Below are 23,359 nucleotides of genomic sequence, written 5' to 3'. Positions count from 1 at the left end.
TGTATAGGCAAACAATAATAGTTTAATTAAATTAGGTTACTCTTCAATAGGATTAACATACAATAGGACAAGAAAACGAGGGCAGTTCATTAAGAACTACCCTCGTTTTCTTATCTACTTAAGTTTATAAAAGTATATTTTAAATCATTTTTAGAATTTGTTTTTTCTTCTGATTTATAATCTATATTCCAATCATTTAAATCTAACTTAGGAAACTTAGTATCTCCTTCAAAATCTTTATTTATTAAAGTTAAATAAAGTTTATTTGCATGAGGAAGTAATAAGTTATAAATTTCTCCACCACCTATTATGAAGGCTTCATCATTATTGTTTTTATATTTATTTAAAACATCATCTATATTATGATAAATTTCTACCATATCTGAATCTACTTTAAAATCAGTATCTCTAGTTATAACAACATGTTTTCTATTAGGTAATATACCAGGTAATGATTGAAAAGTTTTTCTACCCATGATTATTGTGTTGCCAGATGTAATTTCTTTAAATCTTTTAAGGTCTTCAGATATATGCCATAGTAACTTGTTATCTCCGCCTATAATGTCATTATTAGCCTTTGCAACTATAATAGATAACATTAAACAGATACCTCCATTTTAATAGATGGATGATATTCATAGTTTTCTAATTTTATATCATCTGGAGTAAAGTCATAGAAGTTTTTAATTTCAGGATTTATCCAAAGTTTAGGCGCATCATATTCATCATTTGTTCTAGATAAGTGTAACTTCATACCTTCTATTTGATTTTCGTATATATGAGCATTATTAATTACATGAGTAAATAATCCAGGTTTAAGGCCTGTAACCTGTGCAATTAGGTGAACTAAAACTGCATATTGTGTTGTGTTGAAAGGAACACCTAAAGGAACATCGCCACTTCTTTGAATTAACATACAATTAAGTTTACCATCTGTAACATCCCACATAGTTAAAAAGCAGCATGGTTGTAATGTCATATGAGGAAGGTCTTCTATATTCCACATAGTCATTAACATTCTTCTATCTTGAGGATTAGTCTTTAATGTTTCTATAAGATTATCTATTTGATTAAATTTTGCAATTTGATAGCCGTAACCTCTTCCAATAGTATTATTTTCATCAACCCATTGATCCCAAATATGTACATTTTGTTCTTGTAGTTTTGTTACATCATTAGATTGATCTTTATATATCCATAACATTTCTTTTACAGCTGTCTTAAATGCAACAAACTTAGTTGTTAATATTGGAAACTCTTTTTCTAAGTTAAATTGCATTACCTGATGAGGTAGTTTATACGTAGGCATTCCTGTCCTATTGTTATCGTAGTATCCATTATCTAATATATCCTGTACAATAGATAAATATTTTTTATCGCAAATACTCATTTATATACCTCCAAAATTTTGTTTAATATTTTATTACAAAGATAATGATAAATAATAGAGGTGATTCTGTAAAGTTTAATTTGTTCAAGGGTGAAGAGTATTGTATAATGAAAAGTAAATTAAAATAGAGATTTAATTTAAGGAAGAGAGGTAATTAGCATGGCATATACAGCCTTATATAGAGAGTGGAGACCTAAAACTTTCCATGATGTTGTAGGTCAAGAGCATATAAGTACTACTTTAAAAAATCAAATATTAAATGATAGAATTGCCCATGCATATCTTTTTTGTGGAACAAGAGGTACAGGAAAAACATCAACAGCGAAAGTTTTTGCCAAGGCATTAAATTGTTTAAATCTTAAAAATGGAGAGCCTTGCAATGAATGTGAAATGTGCACAAAGATAAATAATGGTTTAGCTATAGATGTTACTGAGTTAGATGCAGCTTCTAACAATGGTGTAGATAAGATAAGAGATATTATAGATGATGTAAAATACCCACCACAAGAAGCTAAATTTAAGGTTTATATAATGGATGAGGTTCATATGCTATCAACAGGAGCGGTTAATGCATTCTTAAAAACTTTAGAAGAACCACCAAATAACGTAATATTTATATTGGCAACTACAGATCCTCAAAAATTACCTATAACTATTCTTTCAAGATGTCAAAGGTTTGATTTTAAAAGAATAAATAATAGTGATATTATAGAAAGACTTAGAAAGATTGTAACAGACCAAGGGGTTTATGCAGATGATAAAAGTTTAGCTCTTATAGCAAGAGTTTCAGATGGAGCTATGAGAGATGCTTTAAGTATATTAGATCAATCTATTGCAATGGGAGATGGAAGTGTTGGCTATGAATCACTAGTAAATATGCTAGGGTTAGTAACAAATGAATATTTGTTTAATTTAACAAATGCAGTAATACAAAGAAATGTAGAAAAATCTATAAATATAATAGATGAAGTTGTTTATTCTGGTAAGGATATGTATCTTTTTATAAAGGATTTAATAGCTCATTATAGAAATATATTAATGGCTAAAGTAACTAATAATCCAGAAGAAGTATTAGATATGTCAGAAGAAAATATAACTTTAGTAAAGGATCAAGCTTCTAGAATTAGAGCGGAAGAAGCTATGAGATGTATTAGAATACTTCAAGAGGCCGAGGGGAATGCTAAGTTAAGTAAACAAGCAAGATTATATTTAGAGCTTGCAGTAATAAAAATGTGTAAAATAGAATATGATACATCTAATGAAATTATCCTAACAAGAATAAATAAGTTAGAAGAAGGACTTAAGAATGGTAGTTTAAAAGTTGTTGCATCAAATACAGCTCCAAGTAAAGCACAAGATGAAGTAAGCCCAAAAGTTAAAGGTGATATGCCAAAACAAAAGACAGCACCAAAGACAGCATCAATTAGTGGAAATGTAAACTCAAACTTAAAGCTACAAGATATTCAAAGGGCTTGGAAGGATATTTTAGAAAAAGTTAAAGGTAGAAGAGCTATGATAGTATATGCATCTTTACTTACAGGAAAGCCTGTTGAATGTAAAGATGGAATCGTAACTATACAATATGATGAAGAGTATAAATTTAACAAAGATAGATTAGAAAAACAAGAATATAGAGGAATAATAAGTGAAGTTTTTGCAGAGATGTTTAGAGAAGATGTTAAAGTTATATTTACAGTAGATGAAGAAGCAAAAACTGAAAAATCTACAGAGGAGATGCTTTTAGAAACTTTAGGTTCTGATCTAGTAGATGTTTTAGATGAATAGAAATATGTAAATTTTATAAAAAATAACATATGTAAATGTGGTCAATTTTATTATAATACTATATAATAAAAAATAGATTTTCGATAAAAAAGGAGGATTTTTTATGGCAAGAGGTGGATTCCCTGGAGGATTTGGGGGAGGAAATATAAATAACTTAATGAAACAAGCTCAAAAGCTTCAAAAAGATATGGAACAAATGCAAAAAGACCTTGAAACAAAGGAATTTGAAGCATCTGTTGGTGGTGGAGCTGTAATAGTTAAAACTAATGGTAAGAAAGAAGTTGTTTCAATTAACATAAAACCAGAAGTTGTAGATGCTGATGATGTAGAAATGTTAGAAGATCTAGTTCTTAGTGCAGTAAATGAAGCATTAAGAAAAGCTGAAGAAGAAACAGCAGATAAGATGGGTAAACTTACAGGTGGAATGAATATACCGGGACTGTTTTAATAAGTGAAAGATTGAAAATTAAGGAATTGAATGTTTTAAATATTCAATTCCTAAATTTTTTAGAAAGGGTGTATTAAATGGAATTTTATCCAGTTGCTATAGAAAAACTTATAGAAGAGTTTGCAAAACTCCCAAGTATAGGACAAAAGACTGCTCAAAGATTAACTTTACATATTCTTAATTTACCAGAGGATGAAGTAAAGGAGTTTGCAACAGCTCTTGTTAAAGCAAGGGGAACAATAAGATATTGTACAGTTTGCGGAAACTTTACAGACAAAGATCCATGTGCTATATGTGGAAATCCAAATAGAGATAAAAATATAATATGTGTAGTTGAACAACCTAAAGATATAATGACTATGGAAAAGGTTAAGGAGTTTAATGGAATATATCATGTTTTACATGGTAATTTATCACCTATGCAAGGAAGAGGGCCTCAAGATATTAGAATAAGAGAATTAGTAGCCAGAATGAGTGCAGATGTTAAAGAAGTAATTATAGCTACTAATCCCAATATAGAAGGAGAAGCTACAGCTATGTATATAGCTAGAATTCTAAAACCTTTAGATATAAAGGTTACAAGAATAGCTTCAGGAATACCAGTAGGTGGAGATTTAGAGTATGCAGATGAAATAACTCTTTCTAAAGCCTTAGAAGGAAGAAAAGAAATTTAATTATCTTCATTAGTATTTAAAAATAATTTGAATTAAAGTTGAGATATTAGGAATTACATTCTTAATACCTCAACTTTTTTTATATAATATAAAATATGTGTCTTAAGGAAATATTAAGATAATTAATAGCTTTATATTAAGAAATGGTGGTTAAACTTTAAAATAGTTAATTTTATAGGAGGGGACAACATTGAAGGTTTTAGAAGTAAGTGATTTACGTAAGAAACTAGGTAAAAGGGAAATTATAAAAGGGGTAACTTTTTCGGTAGAAGAAGGAGAGATATTTGGATTTTTAGGACCAAATGGAGCAGGGAAAACTACAACTATAAGAATGCTTGTAGGATTAATAAAACCAGATTCAGGAACTATAGCGATTTGTGGACATGATATACAAAAAGATCCTATAGGTGCATTAAAAGAAGTAGGTGCAGTTGTTGAAAATCCTGAATTATATAAGTACTTAACAGGTAGAGAAAATCTAATGCAAATTGCAAGAATAAGAAAGGTTTCTTTAAAAGATGTTGAAGATACTATTAGGCTAGTTGGTTTAGAAAATAGAATTAATGATAAAGTTAAGAAATATTCTTTAGGGATGAAACAAAGACTAGGATTAGCTGCATCACTTTTATCAAACTCTAAATTATTAATATTAGATGAGCCTACTAATGGACTAGATCCATCAGGAATTATAGATTTTAGAGAAATCGTACAAAAAGCAGCAAGAGAAAGAGGAATGGCTGTATTTGTATCATCACATATATTAGCAGAGGTACAAAATCTTTGTGATAAAGTAGCCTTTATAAATGATGGAGTAATTAAAGCTGTAGAAGAAATAAATAATAATACTATGACAACAGAAAAGGATTTAGTTTGTTTATTATCCTCAAGTGATAAAGCAGTTTTATTAAAAGAAATAAAAGCTCAAGGCTTTGTACACAATGTTAGAGAAATAGAAAAGGGATTAGAAATAATACTAGAAGCTAATACAACACCTAAATTAATAAAGACTCTAGTTAATGCTAACTTAGAAGTAGAAGAAGTATTTAAAGAAAGAAAAGGACTAGAGCAAAGGTATATGGAGTTAGTAGAAGGGGGTATTAGATAAATGATATTTACATTAATAAAAAATGAATTTATAAAGCTCATTAAGAAATCAAAAACATGGATAGTATTTGCTTTATTTTGCTTATTTATAGCAGTAACTATTTTTGGTGCATATAAATCAGATAAAAATATGAGATATTATATGTCACCAGAAAAACAATTAGAATATGTAAATGAAGATTTAACTCATATAAATAAAGAATTAGATAAATTTGAAAAGATGACAGATGAAGAAAAAACTTCAAATGTACAATATATAATAGAAACTAAAGAAAGAAAAGAAGAAGCTGAAAAAAGAAAAAAGAGTTGTGAAGATTTGATAGCTAATGGAATTCCAGAGGATGCATGGAAAAAAGAGTTAGATGAAAATATAAAATGGGCAGAAGAGTCAATCAAGAATTTAGAAGAAAATGGTGTTGATGAGTATAATCAAAAAAGATACCTTCAAGATAAAGAAAGATTAGAAGAGTATAAATATCTTAGAGATAATAATATAAAACTATTATATGGATGGGAATTTGAGTCTTATGGATATATGAAAAATCTTATGATGTTTTTAGGATTAGCAGTTTTAGTGTCAGGGATTGCAATATTTATGAGTGATATAGTATCAGGAGAATGTACTCCTGCAACATTAAAATTCTTGCTTATTCAGCCAATAACTAGGGGAAAGGTGTTATTATCTAAGTTTATAGCAGCAACTTTAACAGTACTAACTATGATACTTGGAGTAGAATTTATAGGTTTTGGAATAGTAAATCTAATGAGTAAAGTTAGTGCATCAAATTATCCAGTAAGAATAGGAAATCTATATAAACTAGAAGTAGTAAAAGCAACAGGAACTAGCCAAATTGTACCTATAGCGGGTTCAGGGCATATGGCTACAAATCAAGAGTTATTTATTAAAGCAATGTTATTACAAGTATTATTTATAATAACAGCTTGTGCATTTATATTCTTAGTATCAAGCATTATAAAGAGCAGTATGGTAACTATGGCTGTAACTGTTGTAGTATCAGTTTTCCTTACAATAGGATGTGTTTCATTAAAGCCATTAAAGGATTTAGCACATTTAGTATTCTTAAATTATGGAGATACTATGAAGTTAGTAATAGGTTCAACGCCTCTTATGTATTCAAATCCTAATATGACTGTAAATAATGGAATAATAGTTATGATTGCAACAACAATTTTAAGTTATATAATAGGATATTTAGTATTTACTAAGAAGGATATTTTAATATAATTTTAATTAAATAAAGTTTATAGAACTATAGGATTTAGGCTATCTTAATCCTATAGTTTTTAATTTTAATACCTTTAATCATAATAAATTTTAAAAACGATGTATATAACAACCAAATAGTGGAAATAATTTCAATATGACATATTGACATATTTGGGAGGAGATTGTATGAATAAAGGTATAATAGCGGATTTATTAATGCAGAGGGTAGATTATAGTAAAGAGGATCAAGAGATAATTGACAATATAGAAGATGCTAGAATGGAGATGGAAGTAGCAAGAGCTATGTTTGATTTTGTAAGTGATCCTAAATTAATAGAAGTAGCCATACATGCTGAAGATGTGGCTAAGATGAGATATGATTATTTAATTTCACTTGCTAAAAAAAGAGAAATACGAAGAAAAATAGACTAAAGTAATAAAGGTAATAGTATAATATTACATAGGAGGAGATACATATGGATTATCAAATGATATTATATGCAATAATTGGGTTAGCCTTATTATATTTAGTAATAAAGTTCCTAAAATGGCCTTTAAAGATATTACTTAATGGAGTAATAGGAATAGTTTTACTATATATAGCAAATTTTATAGGAGGATATCTTGGTTTTTCTATAGGAATCAATGCTGTAACAGCATTGATTGCAGGTTTTTTAGGAGTACCAGGGGTTATTTTCCTAATAATATTTCAGTTATTCTTATAAAATAATAAAAGAGAGATTCAACTTAGAAATTGAATCTCTCTTGTTTTTTGAAGAGAGAGGGAACCTAGGGTTCCCAAAAGTCTATATAGATGGGAGTTAGAAGTTTTTCTTAATTTGCCAATGAGTGAAAAGCTCCTTATAGAAATAATATATGGATATGATTAAAAAGTGTTACTGAGCATATATATTTTTATTGGCTTTAATAGTAATATTATTATATAGAAACTTAAGAGGAGGAGAAGGTATGCCAGCAGGAAATGGAGTAAACTGTAAATACTGTCCAGAATATGAAAAGAAGCGTTGTAATGGAGATGATAAAGGGTGTTTATGCTATAAGTGTCCAAGACATTTAGGACAATGTAGATGTGTTAAATACTGTAGAGAAACGGAATCAATATTAACATTCTTTGATGATGAATGGAATTCATTAGATTAGTAAATACTATTCAAATATAAGATTAACTTAATTTAAAGTTAATAAATAAAATATAATAGAAAGAGGAATAGTAAATGAAAACAAAAGGGAAAAGTTTTTTTCAAGAGTTTAAAGATTTTGCTATGAAAGGCAATATTATAGACTTAGCTGTTGGTGTTGTTATAGGTGGTGCTTTCAACAAAATAGTATCTTCACTAGTTAAAGATATAATAATGCCTTCAGTTGGACTATTAACAGGAGGAGTTAATTTTGAATATTTAACATTAATCCTAAAACCTGAAGAGAATGGGAATCCAGCCGTAGTATTAAATTATGGTGTATTCATTCAAAATGTAGTTGATTTTATAATAATAGCTTTATCTATATTTATTATGATTAAGGTTATCAACAAACTAAATAGAAAAAAAGAAGAAGTAAAAGAAAAGAAGATTTCAAAGGAAGAAGTATTGTTAACTGAAATAAGAGATGTATTACAAGAATTAAATTCTAGAAAAACAGTTAAAGATGACATATAAAAATAAGCTAGTATTTTACCAAGATGGTAATATACTAGTTTTTTTCATAGAAAATAAGTACATAAATAAAATAAAAAACATATTATAAAAATATCTATTTAAAATAATTAATATTTATAAGAATTTAAAACATAAATAAAACAATTAAATTCCAATTAGTGATTGTTATATAGTTATAAAAGTAGTAGAATAAACAACAATAATATTTTGGCTTATAAAATAATAAATTGGGGGAGGAATATAGAATGCATAAAAAATTATTTATTCCAGGTCCTGTAGAGGTTAGATCAGATGTATTAAATCAAATGGCAAAGCCGATGATAGGACATAGAAGCAAGGAAGCTTCTATAATCCAAAGAAGAATAAGTGATAACTTAAGAAAATTATTTTATACTGAAAGTGAAATTTTGCTTTCAACAACTTCAGGAAGTGGTCTTATGGAAGGGGCAATAAGATCATGTACTGCTAAAAGGGCAGCTGTATTTTCAGTTGGAGCATTCGGAAAGAGATGGTATGAGATGGCTATTTCTAATAATGTTCCAGCAGATTTATTTGAAGTTGAAATGGGGCAAGCTATTACACCAGATATGGTAGATAGAGAATTAAAAACTGGGAAATATGATTTAGTTGCAGTTACTCATAATGAGACATCAACGGGGATAATGAATCCTATTGAAGAAATTGGAGAAGTAATAAAAAAATATCAAGATATTATATTTATAGTAGATGCAGTTAGTTCAGCGGCAGGAACTAAAATTGAAGTAGATACAGTGGGAATAGATGTTTGTATTGCCTCAACACAAAAAGCTATAGGACTTCCACCAGGAATGGCTATTTGTACATTTTCTAAAAAGGCTAAAGAGAGAGCCGAAAAAGTTCCTAATAGAGGTTTCTATTTAGATCTTTTAGCGTTATATAAATATATTCAAAAGAAGGATTATCAATATCCTTCAACACCATCCTTATCTCATATGTACGCTTTAGATTATCAATTAGATTATATTCTTAATAAAGAAGGTTTAGAAAATAGATTTTCAAGACATTTAGAAATGGCTAAAGTAGTTAGAGCATGGGCAGAAAATTATTTTGAGATTTTTCCAGACAAAAGATATATTTCTAATACATTAACAACTATAAAAAATACAAGAAATATAGACATAGCAGATTTAAATAAAAAGTTAGGAGAAAGAGGTTTCCAAATTTCAAATGGGTATGGAAGTTTAAAAAACAAAACCTTTAGAATTGCGCATATGGCAGATTGTCAAATGGAAGACATAAATGATTTATTAAAAAATATAAATGAAATATTAGGACTAGAATAAAGGTTAGCGATAAAAGAGTTTAGATGAGGTAGTCTAAACTCTTATTTAATAAGGGGGTATATAATGTATAAAGTTTTAGCAAGTGATGGGTTAGAAAAGGATGCTATAGACAAGTTGGTAGCATCAGGCTTTGAAATTATAAATGAACATTATAATAATGATAAGCTTAAAGAAAAATTAAAAGATTTTGATGTTTTAGTAGTCAGATCAGCCACTAAAGTAAGAAAAGATGTTTTAGAAAAAGCAATAAAAGGAAAGCTAAAGCTAATAGTGAGAGCTGGAGTAGGAATTGACAATATAGATGTAGAGTATGCTTGCAATAATGGAATAGTAGTTAAAAATACTCCTAACTCAAGTTCAAGTGCTGTAGCAGAATTAGTAATTGGACACATGCTTGCAGTAGCTAGATTTATTGGAATTTCTAATCATACAATGAGAAATGAAGAATGGAACAAGAAAAAATATAAAGGAATAGAAATTAGCGGCAAAACATTAGGGATAATTGGAATGGGTAGAATAGGAAGAGCTTTATCAGAAAAAGCAGAGGCTTTAGGAATGAAAGTTCAATATTATACTATTGAAGGAAAGCATGAGGATTTAAAGTATAAATTTATATCATTAGAAAAGATTCTTAAAACTTCAGATTTTATATCATTACATGTTCCATATGATAAAAATAAAGGTGCTTTAATAGGGAAAAATGAATTAAATATGATGAAAGATGGAGTTTATATAATTAATTGTGCAAGAGGAAAAGTAATAGATGAAGAAGCTCTTTTAGAAGCTTTAAATAGTGGAAAGGTAGCAGGGGCAGGTATAGATGTTTTTGAAGAAGAGCCAACAGCTAATAAAGCTTTAGTAAATAATGAAAAAGTTAGTTGTACTCCGCATATTGGAGCAGCAACAAAAGAGGCACAAGAAAGAATAGAAGAGGAAGTTGTATCAACTATAAAGAAATTTTTTGAAATAGATGATTAATATTTAATCTTAGGAGGAGAAAGTATGGCAATAATTAAGGCTTTTAAAGCATTAAGACCTACAAAAAAGCTTGCATCAAAAATAGCAGCATTACCTTATGATGTTATGAATAGAAAAGAAGCAAAGAAAATGGTAGAGGGAAATAAATATTCATTTTTACATGTAGATAGAGCTGAAATAGATTTAGATGAGTCTATAAATATGTATGATGATGTAGTCTATGATAAAGCAAAAGAAAACTTAGAAAAAATGATAGATTTAAAATGGTATATTCAAGATAAGAAGCCTTATTTTTATATATACAGACAAATAATGAATGGAAAACAACAAACAGGTTTAGTAGCATGTGCTTCAGTAGATGATTATAAAAATAATATTATAAAAAAACATGAATTAACTAGAGAAGAAAAAGAATTAGATAGAATTAATCATGTTGATAGATGTAATGCCAATACAGGTCCAATATTTTTGACATATAGAGAAAATAAATCTATATCAAATATAATTAATGAATGGGTTAAAAAGAAGCCAGTGTATAATTTCACATCTGAAGATGGCAATGAGCATGTAGTTTGGCTAATTGATGATGAAAAGACAATAAATAACTTAGAAAACTTATTTAAGGGTGTGGATTACGTATATATTGCTGATGGACATCATAGATCAGCATCGGCAGTTAAAGTAGCAGAGCTTAGAAGAAAAGAATACAAGGAATATACAGGAGAAGAAGAATTTAATTTCTTTTTATCAATAGCATATCCAGATAGTGAATTACAAGTTTTAGATTATAATAGAACAGTTAAAGATTTAAATGGATTAACTAAAGAAAAATTCTTAGAAGAAGTAAGAGAATATTTTAAAATAACTTTATCAAAGGATAAAGTAAAACCAAGTAAAAAGCATACCTTTGGAATGTATTTAGAAAAAGAGTGGTATCTATTAGAAGCAAAAGATGGAACATATAACATTGATGATCCAGTTGAACAACTAGATGTATCAATATTACAAAATAATATTTTAAGACCTATATTAGGAATAGATGATCCTAGAAAATCAAATAGAATTGCTTTTATCGGAGGGGTAAGGGGATTAGAAGAATTAGAAAAACGAGCTGACAGCGATATGAAAGTAAGCTTTTCAATGTTCCCAACTTCAATTGAAGATATTATGACTATTGCAGATAGTGGAAGAATAATGCCACCAAAATCTACATGGTTCGAACCTAAACCTAGAAGTGGCTTATTTATTCATAAATTAATGTCAATAAAGTAAACTTATGAATATAATAAATCAATATTTATAAATATTGATTTAGGAGTGAATTATTATGTTAACCTTATTAACTAGCATAATTATGATGATACTCTCAATAGCTATTGGAGCATTAATAAAGAAGGGGAAGATAAATCCATATATTAAAACTTATAGAAATACAATAGATAATAATGAAGAAAATACATTTTTAAATAAGGTTAGTGATTATTTAGCAAATAGTTTTTATGCATTGGGTTTAATATTGATATCCTTCGGTTTGATAGATTATGCAGGTTATGAAAAAAGTATACTTGTATTAGTAATAGCACTTATTGTGTGGTTTATAGCAACTTTTGTAGGAGCGCAACTTATCACAAATGAAGAGTGATATAGAAAAAGTCGGCATAATGAATTGCCGACTTTTTTATTAAGAAAGTTTATTTATCATTGTCTTTAATATTGCTGTTGAATTTCTTACACCTAATGGTATGAATTTTTCGTAGTCCATGTGAGCACCATTATTTGCATTATCTGAAATGGATCTAATAACAACACATGGAACATTGTTTAAGTAGCAAACATGAGCTATACTTGCACCTTCCATTTCACATGATATTGCACCAAATTCTTTTTCAAACCATTGAATTTTTTCTACACTTGAAATAAATTGATCTCCTGAAACTATTCTTCCAGAGAATGTGTTTATTTCAGTTATTTCTTCGCAAGCTTCCATAGCTGCTTTAACTAATTTTTCATCACACTTAAAAGCAAAAGTATCTAATCTAGGTACTTGACCATGTGGATCTCCAAATACTGTTGTATCCATATCATGTTGAACTAAATCTGTAGCAACTACTACATCTCCAGGATAAATATCTTTACCGATACCACCAGCAACACCTACATTTATTATTGAATCAACCTTATATTCTGATATAAGTATTTGTGCGCATACAGCAGCATTAACCTTACCAATACCACTAACTACAGCAATTATACTTGTGTTTCCAAGTTTACCTTTATTAAAAGTCATATTAGCCTTTTCAATTTTTTCTTCTAGAGTCATATCTTTTAAAAGAATTTCTAATTCTTCTGACATTGCACTTATAATTCCTAAAACCATTATTAAAATCCTCCATAAAAAAATTAGGTTAATAGAATAATTAACCTAATGATTATTATATACTTAAAATAATTTATTTAATAGACCTTAAAGGTCTAAGTTTTTCAAGTTTTTATTATATTCTGGCGTATATTTAACAATTATGAAAGCTAATAAACTAAGTCCTATAAAGGCTGATAAAAATGTTGTTATTTGAAAAACTATAGGATTTGAGGGGGTGAAGGTGATAAGTGCTATCAAATTATTTATAAAGTGACAGAATATAGTTAAATATAATGATTTTGTTTTATAAAATATATATCCTAAGGCTAAACCGAAAATAAAGGCATTGACACCTTGATGAAAATTAAAATGAGTATAGGCAAATAGTAAAGCTGAAATTGGGATTGCTATTTTTGCACTATATTTTCCAAGTAAGCCATTAAGTATAATTCCCCTAAATAATAATTCTTCTGTAAATGGTGCATATAAAATTGCATTAATAAAGAAATATAAGAAATTATTATTTGCAATAGAAGTAAATTCATTTAAAAAATCACTTTCAGGAACTAACATTACTAAAGGATAAATAAGTGAATCATAAATTAACCTAAAGGATATAACTAATAAAAATGGATAAATTATTGATTTTAAATTAAATTTCTTATAGGTATTTATAACTTTAGTATCTTTACCACTAATATCATTCCATATATAAGGTAATAAAAGAATAAGATAGTTTCATAAGGCAATAATACAATCATATTATTATTTAAAAAACTATCTGGAATAATAAAATTAGGAATACTATTAAAAATTACCTCTATAATATTACATACTAATAGTATTAATATTGCTTTAAATATACCAAAAGATATGTTTAATTGTTCTATTTTTCTATATGGTGAAAAATATTTATTAAATAATCTTCTCAATTTTAGACCTCCAAAAACTAGTAAATTTATATTTAACATATAATACCATTATAGATATAAATAATATTCTTGTATATATACAAACAATAGTCTAAAATAATTATAAATTATAATAAACAAAGGAGAGATATGAATGTTACAACATCCATTATCTAGAACAGAACTACTTATAGGTAGTGAGGGCTTAGAAAAATTAAAAAATGCTAAAGTAATGGTATTTGGAGTAGGGGGAGTTGGTAGTTTTACTGTTGAAGCTTTAACAAGAGCTGGAGTTGGAAATATAATTCTAGTAGATGACGATACAGTATGCTTAACTAATTTAAATAGACAAATACATGCTACATATAATACTGTAAGTAAAGTTAAAGTTGAAGTTATGAAAGAAAGAATTCTTTCTATAAATAAGAAATGTAATGTAACAACTCATCAAGTATTTGTAACACCTGAAAATATAAGTGATTTAGTACCAGATGATGTTGACTATGTTGTTGATGCAATTGACACTGTTTCAGCTAAACTTGCATTAGCCCAATATTGTTATGAAAAAAATATAAAAATAATATCATCTATGGGAACAGGAAATAAGTTAGATCCAACACAATTTCAAGTTTCAGATATTTATAAAACAAAGGTATGTCCATTAGCTAAGGTAATGAGATATGAACTTAGAAAAAGAGGCGTGAAAAAACTTAAAGTTGTATATTCAGAAGAAATGCCAAGAAAGCCTAAAACTGAAGATGTAGTTACTTGTAAAACAGGATGTGTTTGTACAGGTGGTACAAAAAAATGTGCAGCTAAAAGACAAATACCAGGAAGTATTTCATTTGTTCCACCAGTTGCAGGAATGATATTAGGTGGAGAAGTTATCAAAGATATACTAGAAGTTAAATAATTAAAAGGATAGAAAAGTTACTTTTCTATCCTTTATTTTTTATCTAATCTATATCCTTTTGGGGAAGTTCCGGTAACTTTCTTAAAGGCTTGGCTAAAATAAGAGGAATTAGAAAAGCCAACAATTGAAGCTATATCTCTAATTGAATAACTAGTAGTAGTCAATAAATTTTTAGATTCTTCAATTCTTTTATTAATTACATAATTAATTGGAGAAATTCCAATTTGCTTTGTAAAAGTGTGTACTAAATGGAACTTATTCATATAAGACATATCAGATAAAATATCAAGTGTAATGTTTTCTGAGTAGTGTGAATCAATGTAGTTTTTAATCTTAACACATTCTAAGTTAAGTTTTTCCTGTGGTTCTTCAATTACTAAAAGAGATGGGATACTACGAATGATATGGATTATAAGAAGTGTTAATATATTTTTGCAAGCCATCTCATAATTATAGTCTTTATTCTCAATTTCCCTTATTAAGGAATTTAAGCAGGTTAATATAGCATCTCTACTGCTTTGTAAATTAATAATTTTATAGAGTTTTTTAGAATTCGTATCATTAGTTAAGTTATAGGAATCGGGAAAGTTTAGTATTAAATTATCTATTCCTAAAACTATATACTCTAAAGGGTTATTTTTTACGATAGATTTTTCGGTATGAAGACAATTAGGATTTATTATAATTAAATCTCCTTGTTTAACCTTTACATCTCTATCATCTAAAGTAAAAGCCCCTTCACCATTAATGATAAAAAATATTTCTGTAAAAGGATGAAAGTGAGCTGTACTATGCCAATCGTTTTCATATTTGGACTTACTTATGTACAACAATTCATATTTACAGTTATAAATATTCTTATCAGTAATTAAATATCTTGTATTCCCCATAATACCACCTCATAAATTTATTGCTGATAATTATATATTATAACAAAGATTTATTGTTTTTAGAAATATTATTCATCGCAAGATTACTAAAATAATAAGCAATAATATTGTTGTGTAAAAGATTACAAATTAATACAATAATTATAAGGAGAGTTACTAAATGATAGTGTAAAGTTTCGTATGAAAAAATAGCTTATGGCTAATTTGGAATAATAGTTAAAAATATCTTTATAATATCTAAGAAAATTTTAAAATTGAATATGCTAAAAAGACCTTCGGTAACGGAGGCAAAAACTTAATCAATATTTGATTTTATGATTTATCAAGAAGTTTGTGATTCTTGCATATGTAATATGGTTTGTTGACCGAGACTGATAAGAATTTGCCACTTTGCAGACATATTGTCAATACCATCTAGTTGCTTTAATTCGTTTAAAGGACGCCAGTAATTGTAAGGATGCGGGCGTAAGAAGTTGTAATAAGCAACCCAAAGGGAGAAGCCATAAAGAGCACCTTCATCACTTCCATAACCACAGGTACCCCTGTAGGAAGATTTAAAGGTACGGTTTAAACGCTCTACAACTTGCTTAACCCAACGAAATTCTTCAGATACTGGATCATCGTTAGTAAGTCCGATAACTTGAGTTAGATTAAATTCTTTATTTTTTTCTAATTCAAATTGTTGCTTCGCTAACGGATATGAACTGTAACCATCGGCAACGAAGTTTAAAGCTTTTCCAGGGAAGTCTTTAAACTTATCAAAAGCCATACGCATTGCTAGTATACAAGGGCCAGTATCTCTTGTATCAGATACTTGATAACCTAGAATAGACCTTTTACAAGCATCCATTACAATCCAGACATAATGCTTAATGCCTTTTACTTTTATATAAGTTTCATCGGCAGAAAGTATTTTAGAGGGTTTGTAATCAAAGGTATCAACAAACGGCTTAATAACAGCAGCTGCTGTTAGAGCATAATTAGCAACAGTTCTATGTGAAATTTTTATTCCATGAACTTCTTTTAAAACATGAGCTGTTTGTCTTGTAGACATTTTACAATTAACGTGATAAGTCAAGCATAGTCCCATTATATGCGGGCTAAACTTCTTAAAACTAAATCCGGTAGCATGTTTTGATATTGGATATAGATCCATTTTAAAGAAGTTAATATTAAATTCACGATATATGTAATGAAGCTTATACTTGTATTTATCACAAGGATCAATATTCTTTGGAAGATTCTTAAGATTTCTTTGATAGTATAAGCATTTAGAATTATTGCATTTATGTATTTTAAAGTGCTTGCGTTGCTTTTGTTCCGTAAGCGTAGCACCGCAATAAGGACATATAAATACTATTGGTTTAGTTGTGTGATTAGTTTCTTTAAATGTAAGACCACAAACTTTACATTGAAACTGTCCTTTACTGCCATTGTTATCGTATATATATTCATGTGGTGCACCACACTTAGGACATTTAGTTTTTTTAGGGATAGACTTCCCGTTCCGTCTTTGGACGGGTTTTACGGTCTTGTTATATTTATGTTTGTAATAAGCTAAAAGTAATATATAGTCTACCTTTTCAAATCTAATAATTGTGGGTAGCTTATCTACTTTGAATTTTTGGTATTCTGGACTATTAGAATCATCAAATATCATCTGGTTAAGTGGAATATGTTTTGAGATGAATAAAAGTAATTGACCGATAATGGCAATTAAATATTGATTATAAGTAATTAAATAAGTTATAATTGAATCCATAATAACGACATCCTTTCATGTGTGATTTTGTTTGGTTAGAGATTCAATTTTAACATGAAATTAGGGGGTCGTTATTTTTTTATACAAAAAAACTGGCGAAACCTTGATATATAAAGATTTAAAAAGAAAAGTAGTGTAAAAAACTTTACACTAACTACTAAATAAGGGGGGAACATTTATGAGTAAAAAAAATACATCAAAAAGATTATTCGTGGGTTTATCAGTATTTCCAGCATTAATACTATTCATAGTATTTATGGTTATACCAACATTAAATGTATTTTGGATGTCTTTATTTAAATGGGGAGGATTATCAAATAATAAAAAATTTGTAGGGCTTGATAATTTTACAATCTTGTTTAAAGACGCAAATTTTATAAAGTCCTTTCAAAATACTTTATTTTTAATAGTAATTGTAACAATAATTACTCTAATATTAGCAATTGCAGCGGCAGCAGTATTAGTTAGAGAAGATACTAAATTTAAAAATTTCTTCAGAATAGTATTCTATTTCCCTAATATTTTATCAGTAGTAGTAATATCTGCTATATTCTCAGCAATACTTGATCCAAAACAAGGTATTATAAATGCAACATTAGATGTGCTGAGTTTAGAATCCTTAAAGAGAATGTGGCTTGGAGATCAGAAAGTCGTAATATGGTGTATAGTCTTGGCTATGATATGGCAAGCTGTAGGTTATTACATGGTAATGTACATGGCTAGTATGAGTAGTATACCAGCTAGTTTATATGAATCAGCAGATCTAGAAGGAGCAACAAAATCACAACAATTCTTCCAAATAACATTACCTTTAATTTGGAACACAATAAGAACTACTTTAACTTTCTTTATAATAAGTACGATAAATTTAAGTTTCTTGTTTGTAAAAGTTATGACTGGCGGTGGGCCTGACGGAGCATCAGATGTTTTCTTAAATTATATGTACAAGCAGGCATATTCTAACTCTTCATATGGATATGGAATGGCTATAGGAGTTGTAATATTTATATTCTCATTTGGGTTATCTTTAATAATTAGCAAAATAACTAAAAGAGATACATTAGAATTTTAAGGGGGGATTAATATGAAAAAGGCATTTAAAGAAATATCAGCTGAAAAATTATTGAGGATATTTATGTATTTATGTTTAAGTATTTTTGCATTAAGTATATTAATTCCTTTAGGATGGGCATTTTTAGCATCAATGAAGCATAAATCAGAATTTTATGGTAATCCATGGGCATTACCACAAGGGTTCTATTTTGAAAACTTCCGTAAAGCTTTTGTAGAAGCTAATATGGGAGAATACTTTATAAACTCAGTTATAGTAACTGGACTAGCTCTAATAATATTATTAGTAGTTGCTATACCAGCAGCTTATGTTTTATCAAGATTTGAATTTAAAAGTAAAAAAATCATTAACCTTTTATTTTCAGCAGGTTTATTTATAAACGTAAACTATATCGTTGTACCAATATTCTTAATGGTATTAGATGGAGAAAAATTAGTAAAACAAATATTTGCTGTACCAGCAAGTTTAACCTTATTTTTAGATAGCAGAATAGTGGTAGCTATAATTTATGCAGCAACAGCATTACCATTTACCATTTACCTATTAATGAATTATTTAAGAACATTACCCAAAGCATATGAAGAAGCCGCTTATATGGATGGATGTAGTAATTTCAAAACGTTAATACATGTAATAATTCCAATGGCAAAACCAAGTATTTTAACAGTCGTACTATTTAATTTCTTAGCTTTTTGGAATGAATATATAATTGCTTTAACAATGTTACCTAATAGTGGAAAGACATTGCCGTTAGGGTTAATAAATTTAATGCAAGTTCAAAAGACAGCAACAGATTATGGTGCAATGTATGCAGGACTTGTAATAGTAATGATACCAACAATAATTTTATATATATTAGTTCAAAAGAAATTAACAGAAGGAATGACAGTAGGCGGAATAAAGGAATAGGAGGATGAAGTAAATGAGTAAAGGAAGAGTTACTATACCAACAGACGATAATTTTATCAAGGAGACTATAGATATAGTAGAGAAATGGGGAGCAGATGCAATTCGTGATTGTGATGGATTTAAGTTGCCAAGAGAAATCAAAGGTTTAGCCGAAAAGATATATTCAACTTATTTTGTAGCACGTGGAGATAATGAGTGGGCTAATGCTAATAGAGAAGAGTTACAACAAACTTATTTAATGACAAAACATCATTTAGCTACAGAAGATTCTTTAGCAATTAAAATAATGGATGGATATTTTGAAGAGCAAGTTCAACCAGATTCATATCATGATGTTAAGGAATTCTGGGAAGTAATAGATAGAACTACAGGTGATGTAGTTAGTCTAGATAAATGGGAATATAATGAGAAAACTCAAGAAGTTACAATAAAGAATATTAAACCATGGCATGAATACACAGTCTCATTCTTAGCTTATTGTATTTGGGATCCAACTCAAATGTATAACCATATCACAAATAATTGGGGAGATAAACCTCATGAAATGCCATTTGATGCAAGAAAACCAAAAACTAATCAACATATTTTTGAGGCTATGCATAAATGGTTAGATGAACATCCAGAAACAGATGTTGTCCGTTTTACAACATTCTTCTATCACTTTACTTTAGTGTTTAATAATTTAGCTAAAGAAAAATTTGTAGATTGGTTTGGATATAGCTCAAGTGTTAGTGCTGAAGCTTTAAGAGAGTTTGAAAAAGTTAAGGGGTATAAGTTAAGACCTGAACATATAATTGATCAAGGTTATTATAATTCCTCCTTTAGAGTTCCAACAAAAGAATATTTAGATTATATGGATTTCCAACAACAGTTTGTGGCTTTAAATGTTAAAAAATTAGTTGATATAGCACATGAACATGGAAGAGAAGCTATGATGTTTTTGGGAGACAATTGGATAGGAACAGAACCTTATGGAAAATATTTTGAAGAGATTGGTTTAGATGCTGTAGTTGGTTCAGTAGGAAGTGGTGCAACTTTAAGAATGATTTCAGATATTCCAGGTGTTAAATATACAGAAGGACGTTTTTTACCATACTTCTTCCCTGACACTTTCTATGAAGGAAATGATCCAACTATAGAAGCAAGAGAAAATTGGTTGACTGCTAGAAGAGCTTTAATGAGAAAGCCTGTTGATAGAATAGGATATGGTGGATATTTATCTCTTGCATATAAGTTTCCTAACTTTGTAGAGTATATAGGTAAAGTATGTGATGAATTTAGAGAAATATATGATAACATAGACGGAAACAAACCATATTGTGGATTGACTGTTGCGATTTTAAATTGCTGGGGAAAACTTCGTACATGGCAAACTCATATGGTAGCTCATGCTTTATGGTATAAGCAAATTTATACTTATCTTGGAGTAATTGAAGCGTTAAGTGGTATGAGTTTAGATGTTAAGTTTATTAGTTTTGATGACATAAAGAATGATGGGATACCAGAAGGTATAGATGTAATAATAAATGCAGGTGATGCAGGAACTGCATTTAGTGGTGGAGAAAAGTGGAATGATTGTGATATAATAACAAATGTAAGAAAGTGGATTTTTAATGGCGGTGGATTTGTTGGAATAGGAGAGCCTTCTGCTGTGTTAAGTGGAGGACACTATTTCCAATTATCAGATGCGCTAGGAGTAGAGAAGGAATTAGGATTCTCATTAAGTACGGACAAGTACTTTAAGACTCAAGTAGATAGTCACTTTATAACAGAAGACTTAACTCAAGATATGGATTTTGGAGAAAGTCAAAAAAATATATATGCAACTAATGCTAATACAGAAATAATAAAAATCGAAAATGGTGATTTATTAATGTCTGCAAATAAATATGGAAAAGGTAGAGCTGTTTATATAGCAGGATTGCCTTATTCAGAGCAAAATACAAGATTATTAATGAGATCTTGCTTTTATGCAGCTAATAAAGAGTCGGAAATGAAAAAGTGGTATGTAGATAATATTTACTGTGAGGTTTCAGCTTATTTAAAATCTAATAAATATGCTATAGTAAATAATTCAAATGAAAAGCAAATAACTAATTTATATGATGGTTTAGGAAATGTAACTAAGATTGAATTAGAACCAGCTGAAATAAGATGGATGGATATATAGGGTTCATAATAAATCCTTAAGGAGGGGTTATAAATTATGAAAAAACTAATTTATGCAATAGTATTTTTTCTTTCAATATTTTTAGTTGTAAAAGGAAATACCATGGCAGGTTATGCAGGATTAGGAGTTATGTTTATAGGATTAGCAGGAATACTTTCTGAATTATACCTATATAATAAAAGATATCAATAATATAGCAAGATTATTATAATACTTCGCAAAAAAATTATATAAATAACGTTTACAAAATAATAAAATTAATATATAGACAAGCTATAAAATTATGGTACTTATTTAAGGGAGAGAGGAGAATTAAAATGAAAAAAAGAAGAATAGCACTTTTATTAAGTTCATTTATGCTAATTTCAACTCTAGCAGGTTGTGGGGCTAAAGATGGTGGGACAACAGACAGTGGTAAAGAAGAGGAAAATAAGGTTTTAAAAATAGCTGCTTTTGAGGGTGGATATGGTAAAGAGTATTGGGAAGATTTAAAAGCAAACTTTGAAAAAGAACATGAAGGGGTTAAGGTTGAATTAACAGTTGCGAATAACTTAGAAGAAATTATTCGTCCTCAAATTCAATCAGGAAATGTTCCAGATTTAGTTTATTTAGCTACTGGTAGAAAAGAAGCTTTAACTGAAACTTTCATTAAAGAACAAGGCTTACATGATTTATCAGGAGTATTAGATAAGAAGGTTCCAGGTGAAGATGTAACTGTAAAAGATAAGATTTTACCAGGATTCTTAGATACATCAGCAACTAATCCATATGGAGATGGAAAAACTTATTTAGCACCATTATTCTATAGTCCAACAGGATTATTCTATAATAAAACATTATTTAAAGAAAAGGGATATGAAGTGCCAAAGACTTGGGATGGAATGTTTGCTTTAGGTGATAAAGCTAAAGGGGATGGACTTTCTTTATGGGCATATCCTACAGCAGGATATTATGATGGTACGATGGCAGCAACATTAGCAGGAGCTGGTGGAGTAGAAGCATTTGATAATGCAATGAATTATGCAGAAGGTTTCTGGACTTCAGAAAAAGCAACATTAGCTTTAGATACATTAGCTAAGCTTAAAGACTATTTAGAACCATCAGTTGTTGCAAATGCAAACGATCAAGGATTTAAGAACAATCAACAATTAATTTTAGATAATAAAGCTTTATTTATTCCAAATGGAACTTGGTTACCAGATGAAATGAAGGATGCTCCAAGAGCAGATGGATTTGAATGGGGATTTACAGCATATCCAGCATTTAAGGATGGTGGAGACCAATATTCTTATAACTTCTTTGAACAAATGTATATTCCAAAAGATGCTGCAAATAAAGATTTAGCAGAAGATTTTATGGCTTATATGTATAGTGATGAAGCAGTTTCTATTATTGCTGAGAAAGCAAAAGCTGTTGTTCCTGTAAAGGGATCAATAGAAATTGCTAGCAAATATTTAGATCCATTACAAATTGAAATGTTCCAAGTTTACGAAAACGGAGCTAAGCCAGTTATGGGTGGATTTGCAGCAACTGAACCAGTTGAAGGTGTAACTTTTGGTGATATTTACACTGGAACAGTAGATTCAATAATGACTGGAGAAAAGACAGTTGCAGATTGGCAAAAAGCACTACAAGAAGCTAGTGACAAGTTAAGAGCAGCTATAATTAAATAGTGAAAATTGTTAATTAGGTGTGATAAATTTTATCACACCTTTTTTTATATTTAACTTAAGGATTGTAAACTTTAAGCAAATAAAGTGGTTGACAA

26 protein-coding genes are annotated in these 23,359 nt (G+C 28.8%); 19 read left to right on the top strand and 7 right to left on the bottom strand.

Annotated elements, in window-relative coordinates; genetic code table 11:
• Nucleotides 1–110 precede the first annotated feature (110 nt).
• Together BTM21_RS13095 and BTM21_RS13090 are read right to left on the bottom strand one after the other, a co-directional pair.
• The gene (locus BTM21_RS13095; RefSeq protein ID WP_021876811.1) at nt 111–599 is read right to left on the bottom strand and encodes a dihydrofolate reductase; all 489 of its coding nucleotides are present in this window, start codon (nt 597–599) and stop codon (nt 111–113) included.
• Entirely contained in the window at nt 599–1,390 is a 792-nt protein-coding gene (locus BTM21_RS13090) for a thymidylate synthase (protein ID WP_079481721.1), read from the bottom strand. The genes BTM21_RS13095 and BTM21_RS13090 overlap by 1 nt, the downstream gene beginning before the upstream one ends.
• A gap of 159 nt (nt 1,391–1,549) precedes the next feature.
• Here BTM21_RS13090 and dnaX point away from each other — a divergent pair, with 159 nt between their 5' ends.
• From dnaX to BTM21_RS13025, 13 genes are all read left to right on the top strand, one after another.
• Nucleotides 1,550–3,175, top strand: a complete 1,626-nt coding sequence (gene dnaX, locus BTM21_RS13085; protein ID WP_021876809.1) for a DNA polymerase III subunit gamma/tau — start codon at nt 1,550–1,552, stop codon at nt 3,173–3,175.
• 103 nt (nt 3,176–3,278) lie between these two features.
• Nucleotides 3,279–3,623, top strand: coding sequence for a YbaB/EbfC family nucleoid-associated protein (locus tag BTM21_RS13080; protein ID WP_021876808.1), 345 nt, complete (start codon nt 3,279–3,281; stop codon nt 3,621–3,623).
• Nucleotides 3,624–3,700: 77 nt separating this feature from the next.
• Entirely contained in the window at nt 3,701–4,297 is a 597-nt protein-coding gene (gene recR / locus BTM21_RS13075) for a recombination mediator RecR (protein WP_021876807.1), read from the top strand.
• 190 nt (nt 4,298–4,487) lie between these two features.
• Entirely contained in the window at nt 4,488–5,402 is a 915-nt protein-coding gene (locus BTM21_RS13070; RefSeq protein WP_021876806.1) for an ABC transporter ATP-binding protein, read from the top strand.
• Nucleotides 5,403–6,647: an ABC transporter permease gene (locus tag BTM21_RS13065; protein ID WP_021876805.1), complete on the top strand. Its 1,245-nt coding sequence runs from the start codon at nt 5,403–5,405 to the stop codon at nt 6,645–6,647.
• Nucleotides 6,648–6,815: 168 nt separating this feature from the next.
• On the top strand, nt 6,816–7,061 hold the full coding sequence (locus tag BTM21_RS13060; RefSeq protein WP_079481720.1) for a YaaL family protein: 246 nt from the start codon (nt 6,816–6,818) through the stop codon (nt 7,059–7,061).
• Nucleotides 7,062–7,105: 44 nt separating this feature from the next.
• Entirely contained in the window at nt 7,106–7,354 is a 249-nt protein-coding gene (locus BTM21_RS13055) for a pro-sigmaK processing inhibitor BofA family protein (protein WP_079481719.1), read from the top strand.
• A 244-nt stretch (nt 7,355–7,598) separates the two neighbouring features.
• Entirely contained in the window at nt 7,599–7,790 is a 192-nt protein-coding gene (locus BTM21_RS13050; RefSeq protein WP_096145460.1) for a hypothetical protein, read from the top strand.
• Between the two features lie 74 nt (nt 7,791–7,864).
• A complete protein-coding gene (mscL, locus tag BTM21_RS13045) occupies nt 7,865–8,305 on the top strand; it encodes a large-conductance mechanosensitive channel protein MscL (RefSeq protein WP_021876801.1) in 441 nt (146 codons plus the stop codon).
• A gap of 245 nt (nt 8,306–8,550) precedes the next feature.
• Nucleotides 8,551–9,627 carry a pyridoxal-phosphate-dependent aminotransferase family protein gene (locus tag BTM21_RS13040; protein WP_079481715.1) on the top strand — a complete coding sequence of 359 codons (1,077 nt, stop codon included), beginning with the start codon at nt 8,551–8,553 and terminating at the stop codon, nt 9,625–9,627.
• Between the two features lie 63 nt (nt 9,628–9,690).
• Nucleotides 9,691–10,605 (top strand): D-2-hydroxyacid dehydrogenase, encoded by a 915-nt coding sequence (locus BTM21_RS13035; RefSeq protein WP_021876799.1) that lies wholly within the window; start codon nt 9,691–9,693, stop codon nt 10,603–10,605.
• Nucleotides 10,606–10,629: 24 nt separating this feature from the next.
• Nucleotides 10,630–11,877, top strand: a complete 1,248-nt coding sequence (locus BTM21_RS13030) for a DUF1015 domain-containing protein (protein ID WP_021876798.1) — start codon at nt 10,630–10,632, stop codon at nt 11,875–11,877.
• 55 nt (nt 11,878–11,932) lie between these two features.
• Nucleotides 11,933–12,247 carry a DUF3784 domain-containing protein gene (locus BTM21_RS13025; protein ID WP_079481714.1) on the top strand — a complete coding sequence of 105 codons (315 nt, stop codon included), beginning with the start codon at nt 11,933–11,935 and terminating at the stop codon, nt 12,245–12,247.
• A gap of 39 nt (nt 12,248–12,286) precedes the next feature.
• Here BTM21_RS13025 and BTM21_RS13020 read toward each other — a convergent pair whose 3' ends face one another.
• The 3 genes from BTM21_RS13020 to BTM21_RS13010 all read right to left on the bottom strand — a co-directional run bounded on the left by BTM21_RS13020 (nt 12,287) and on the right by BTM21_RS13010 (nt 13,896).
• A complete protein-coding gene (locus tag BTM21_RS13020) occupies nt 12,287–12,982 on the bottom strand; it encodes a 5'-methylthioadenosine/adenosylhomocysteine nucleosidase (RefSeq protein ID WP_021876796.1) in 696 nt (231 codons plus the stop codon).
• An 87-nt stretch (nt 12,983–13,069) separates the two neighbouring features.
• On the bottom strand, nt 13,070–13,537 hold the full coding sequence (locus tag BTM21_RS13015; protein ID WP_096145459.1) for a CPBP family intramembrane glutamic endopeptidase: 468 nt from the start codon (nt 13,535–13,537) through the stop codon (nt 13,070–13,072).
• A 98-nt stretch (nt 13,538–13,635) separates the two neighbouring features.
• Nucleotides 13,636–13,896 (bottom strand): hypothetical protein, encoded by a 261-nt coding sequence (locus tag BTM21_RS13010; protein WP_096145458.1) that lies wholly within the window; start codon nt 13,894–13,896, stop codon nt 13,636–13,638.
• 133 nt (nt 13,897–14,029) lie between these two features.
• On the opposite strand from BTM21_RS13010, the gene BTM21_RS13005 reads away from it, so the two are divergent.
• Nucleotides 14,030–14,788 (top strand): tRNA threonylcarbamoyladenosine dehydratase, encoded by a 759-nt coding sequence (locus BTM21_RS13005; RefSeq protein WP_021876794.1) that lies wholly within the window; start codon nt 14,030–14,032, stop codon nt 14,786–14,788.
• Nucleotides 14,789–14,820: 32 nt separating this feature from the next.
• On the opposite strand, the gene BTM21_RS13000 is transcribed toward BTM21_RS13005, so the two are convergent.
• Together BTM21_RS13000 and BTM21_RS12995 are read right to left on the bottom strand one after the other, a co-directional pair.
• Nucleotides 14,821–15,678: an AraC family transcriptional regulator gene (locus BTM21_RS13000; RefSeq protein WP_021876793.1), complete on the bottom strand. Its 858-nt coding sequence runs from the start codon at nt 15,676–15,678 to the stop codon at nt 14,821–14,823.
• Nucleotides 15,679–16,000: 322 nt separating this feature from the next.
• Nucleotides 16,001–17,440, bottom strand: coding sequence for a DDE-type integrase/transposase/recombinase (locus BTM21_RS12995; RefSeq protein ID WP_079481036.1), 1,440 nt, complete (start codon nt 17,438–17,440; stop codon nt 16,001–16,003).
• 178 nt (nt 17,441–17,618) lie between these two features.
• Here BTM21_RS12995 and BTM21_RS12990 point away from each other — a divergent pair, with 178 nt between their 5' ends.
• The 5 genes from BTM21_RS12990 (at nt 17,619) to BTM21_RS12975 (ending at nt 23,264) form a co-directional block, all read left to right on the top strand.
• Nucleotides 17,619–18,512 (top strand): carbohydrate ABC transporter permease, encoded by an 894-nt coding sequence (locus tag BTM21_RS12990; RefSeq protein WP_096145457.1) that lies wholly within the window; start codon nt 17,619–17,621, stop codon nt 18,510–18,512.
• Nucleotides 18,513–18,524: 12 nt separating this feature from the next.
• Entirely contained in the window at nt 18,525–19,421 is an 897-nt protein-coding gene (locus BTM21_RS12985) for a carbohydrate ABC transporter permease (RefSeq protein ID WP_021877032.1), read from the top strand.
• Between the two features lie 13 nt (nt 19,422–19,434).
• A complete protein-coding gene (gene gnpA, locus BTM21_RS12980; RefSeq protein ID WP_021877031.1) occupies nt 19,435–21,591 on the top strand; it encodes a 1,3-beta-galactosyl-N-acetylhexosamine phosphorylase in 2,157 nt (718 codons plus the stop codon).
• 36 nt (nt 21,592–21,627) lie between these two features.
• Complete coding sequence (locus tag BTM21_RS13810; RefSeq protein WP_021877030.1) at nt 21,628–21,783, top strand: DUF6903 family protein; 156 nt, start codon at nt 21,628–21,630, stop codon at nt 21,781–21,783.
• A 125-nt stretch (nt 21,784–21,908) separates the two neighbouring features.
• Nucleotides 21,909–23,264: a carbohydrate ABC transporter substrate-binding protein gene (locus BTM21_RS12975; protein ID WP_021877029.1), complete on the top strand. Its 1,356-nt coding sequence runs from the start codon at nt 21,909–21,911 to the stop codon at nt 23,262–23,264.
• The last annotated feature ends 95 nt before the right edge of the window (nt 23,265–23,359 follow it).

This window comes from Clostridium chauvoei, from assembly GCF_002327185.1.
Lineage (GTDB): Bacteria > Bacillota > Clostridia > Clostridiales > Clostridiaceae > Clostridium > Clostridium chauvoei.
This window is presented reverse-complemented; position numbering and strand designations above follow the sequence as displayed.

Excerpts from the sequence above, each read along its gene's own strand:
- BTM21_RS13015 (WP_096145459.1), bottom strand. The coding sequence starts at position 13,537 with ATGTTAGTTCCTGAAAGTGATTTTTTAAATGAATTTACTTCTATTGCA.
- gnpA (WP_021877031.1), top strand. The coding sequence starts at position 19,435 with ATGAGTAAAGGAAGAGTTACTATACCAACAGACGATAATTTTATCAAG.
- mscL (WP_021876801.1), top strand. The coding sequence starts at position 7,865 with ATGAAAACAAAAGGGAAAAGTTTTTTTCAAGAGTTTAAAGATTTTGCT.
- BTM21_RS13090 (WP_079481721.1), bottom strand. The coding sequence starts at position 1,390 with ATGAGTATTTGCGATAAAAAATATTTATCTATTGTACAGGATATATTA.
- BTM21_RS13005 (WP_021876794.1), top strand. The coding sequence starts at position 14,030 with ATGTTACAACATCCATTATCTAGAACAGAACTACTTATAGGTAGTGAG.
- BTM21_RS12985 (WP_021877032.1), top strand. The coding sequence starts at position 18,525 with ATGAAAAAGGCATTTAAAGAAATATCAGCTGAAAAATTATTGAGGATA.
- BTM21_RS12995 (WP_079481036.1), bottom strand. The coding sequence starts at position 17,440 with ATGGATTCAATTATAACTTATTTAATTACTTATAATCAATATTTAATT.
- BTM21_RS13035 (WP_021876799.1), top strand. The coding sequence starts at position 9,691 with ATGTATAAAGTTTTAGCAAGTGATGGGTTAGAAAAGGATGCTATAGAC.
- dnaX (WP_021876809.1), top strand. The coding sequence starts at position 1,550 with ATGGCATATACAGCCTTATATAGAGAGTGGAGACCTAAAACTTTCCAT.
- BTM21_RS13810 (WP_021877030.1), top strand. The coding sequence starts at position 21,628 with ATGAAAAAACTAATTTATGCAATAGTATTTTTTCTTTCAATATTTTTA.
- BTM21_RS13040 (WP_079481715.1), top strand. The coding sequence starts at position 8,551 with ATGCATAAAAAATTATTTATTCCAGGTCCTGTAGAGGTTAGATCAGAT.
- BTM21_RS13050 (WP_096145460.1), top strand. The coding sequence starts at position 7,599 with ATGCCAGCAGGAAATGGAGTAAACTGTAAATACTGTCCAGAATATGAA.
- recR (WP_021876807.1), top strand. The coding sequence starts at position 3,701 with ATGGAATTTTATCCAGTTGCTATAGAAAAACTTATAGAAGAGTTTGCA.
- BTM21_RS12990 (WP_096145457.1), top strand. The coding sequence starts at position 17,619 with ATGAGTAAAAAAAATACATCAAAAAGATTATTCGTGGGTTTATCAGTA.
- BTM21_RS13000 (WP_021876793.1), bottom strand. The coding sequence starts at position 15,678 with ATGGGGAATACAAGATATTTAATTACTGATAAGAATATTTATAACTGT.
- BTM21_RS13065 (WP_021876805.1), top strand. The coding sequence starts at position 5,403 with ATGATATTTACATTAATAAAAAATGAATTTATAAAGCTCATTAAGAAA.
- BTM21_RS13080 (WP_021876808.1), top strand. The coding sequence starts at position 3,279 with ATGGCAAGAGGTGGATTCCCTGGAGGATTTGGGGGAGGAAATATAAAT.
- BTM21_RS13055 (WP_079481719.1), top strand. The coding sequence starts at position 7,106 with ATGGATTATCAAATGATATTATATGCAATAATTGGGTTAGCCTTATTA.
- BTM21_RS13060 (WP_079481720.1), top strand. The coding sequence starts at position 6,816 with ATGAATAAAGGTATAATAGCGGATTTATTAATGCAGAGGGTAGATTAT.
- BTM21_RS12975 (WP_021877029.1), top strand. The coding sequence starts at position 21,909 with ATGAAAAAAAGAAGAATAGCACTTTTATTAAGTTCATTTATGCTAATT.
- BTM21_RS13025 (WP_079481714.1), top strand. The coding sequence starts at position 11,933 with ATGTTAACCTTATTAACTAGCATAATTATGATGATACTCTCAATAGCT.
- BTM21_RS13020 (WP_021876796.1), bottom strand. The coding sequence starts at position 12,982 with ATGGTTTTAGGAATTATAAGTGCAATGTCAGAAGAATTAGAAATTCTT.
- BTM21_RS13030 (WP_021876798.1), top strand. The coding sequence starts at position 10,630 with ATGGCAATAATTAAGGCTTTTAAAGCATTAAGACCTACAAAAAAGCTT.
- BTM21_RS13095 (WP_021876811.1), bottom strand. The coding sequence starts at position 599 with ATGTTATCTATTATAGTTGCAAAGGCTAATAATGACATTATAGGCGGA.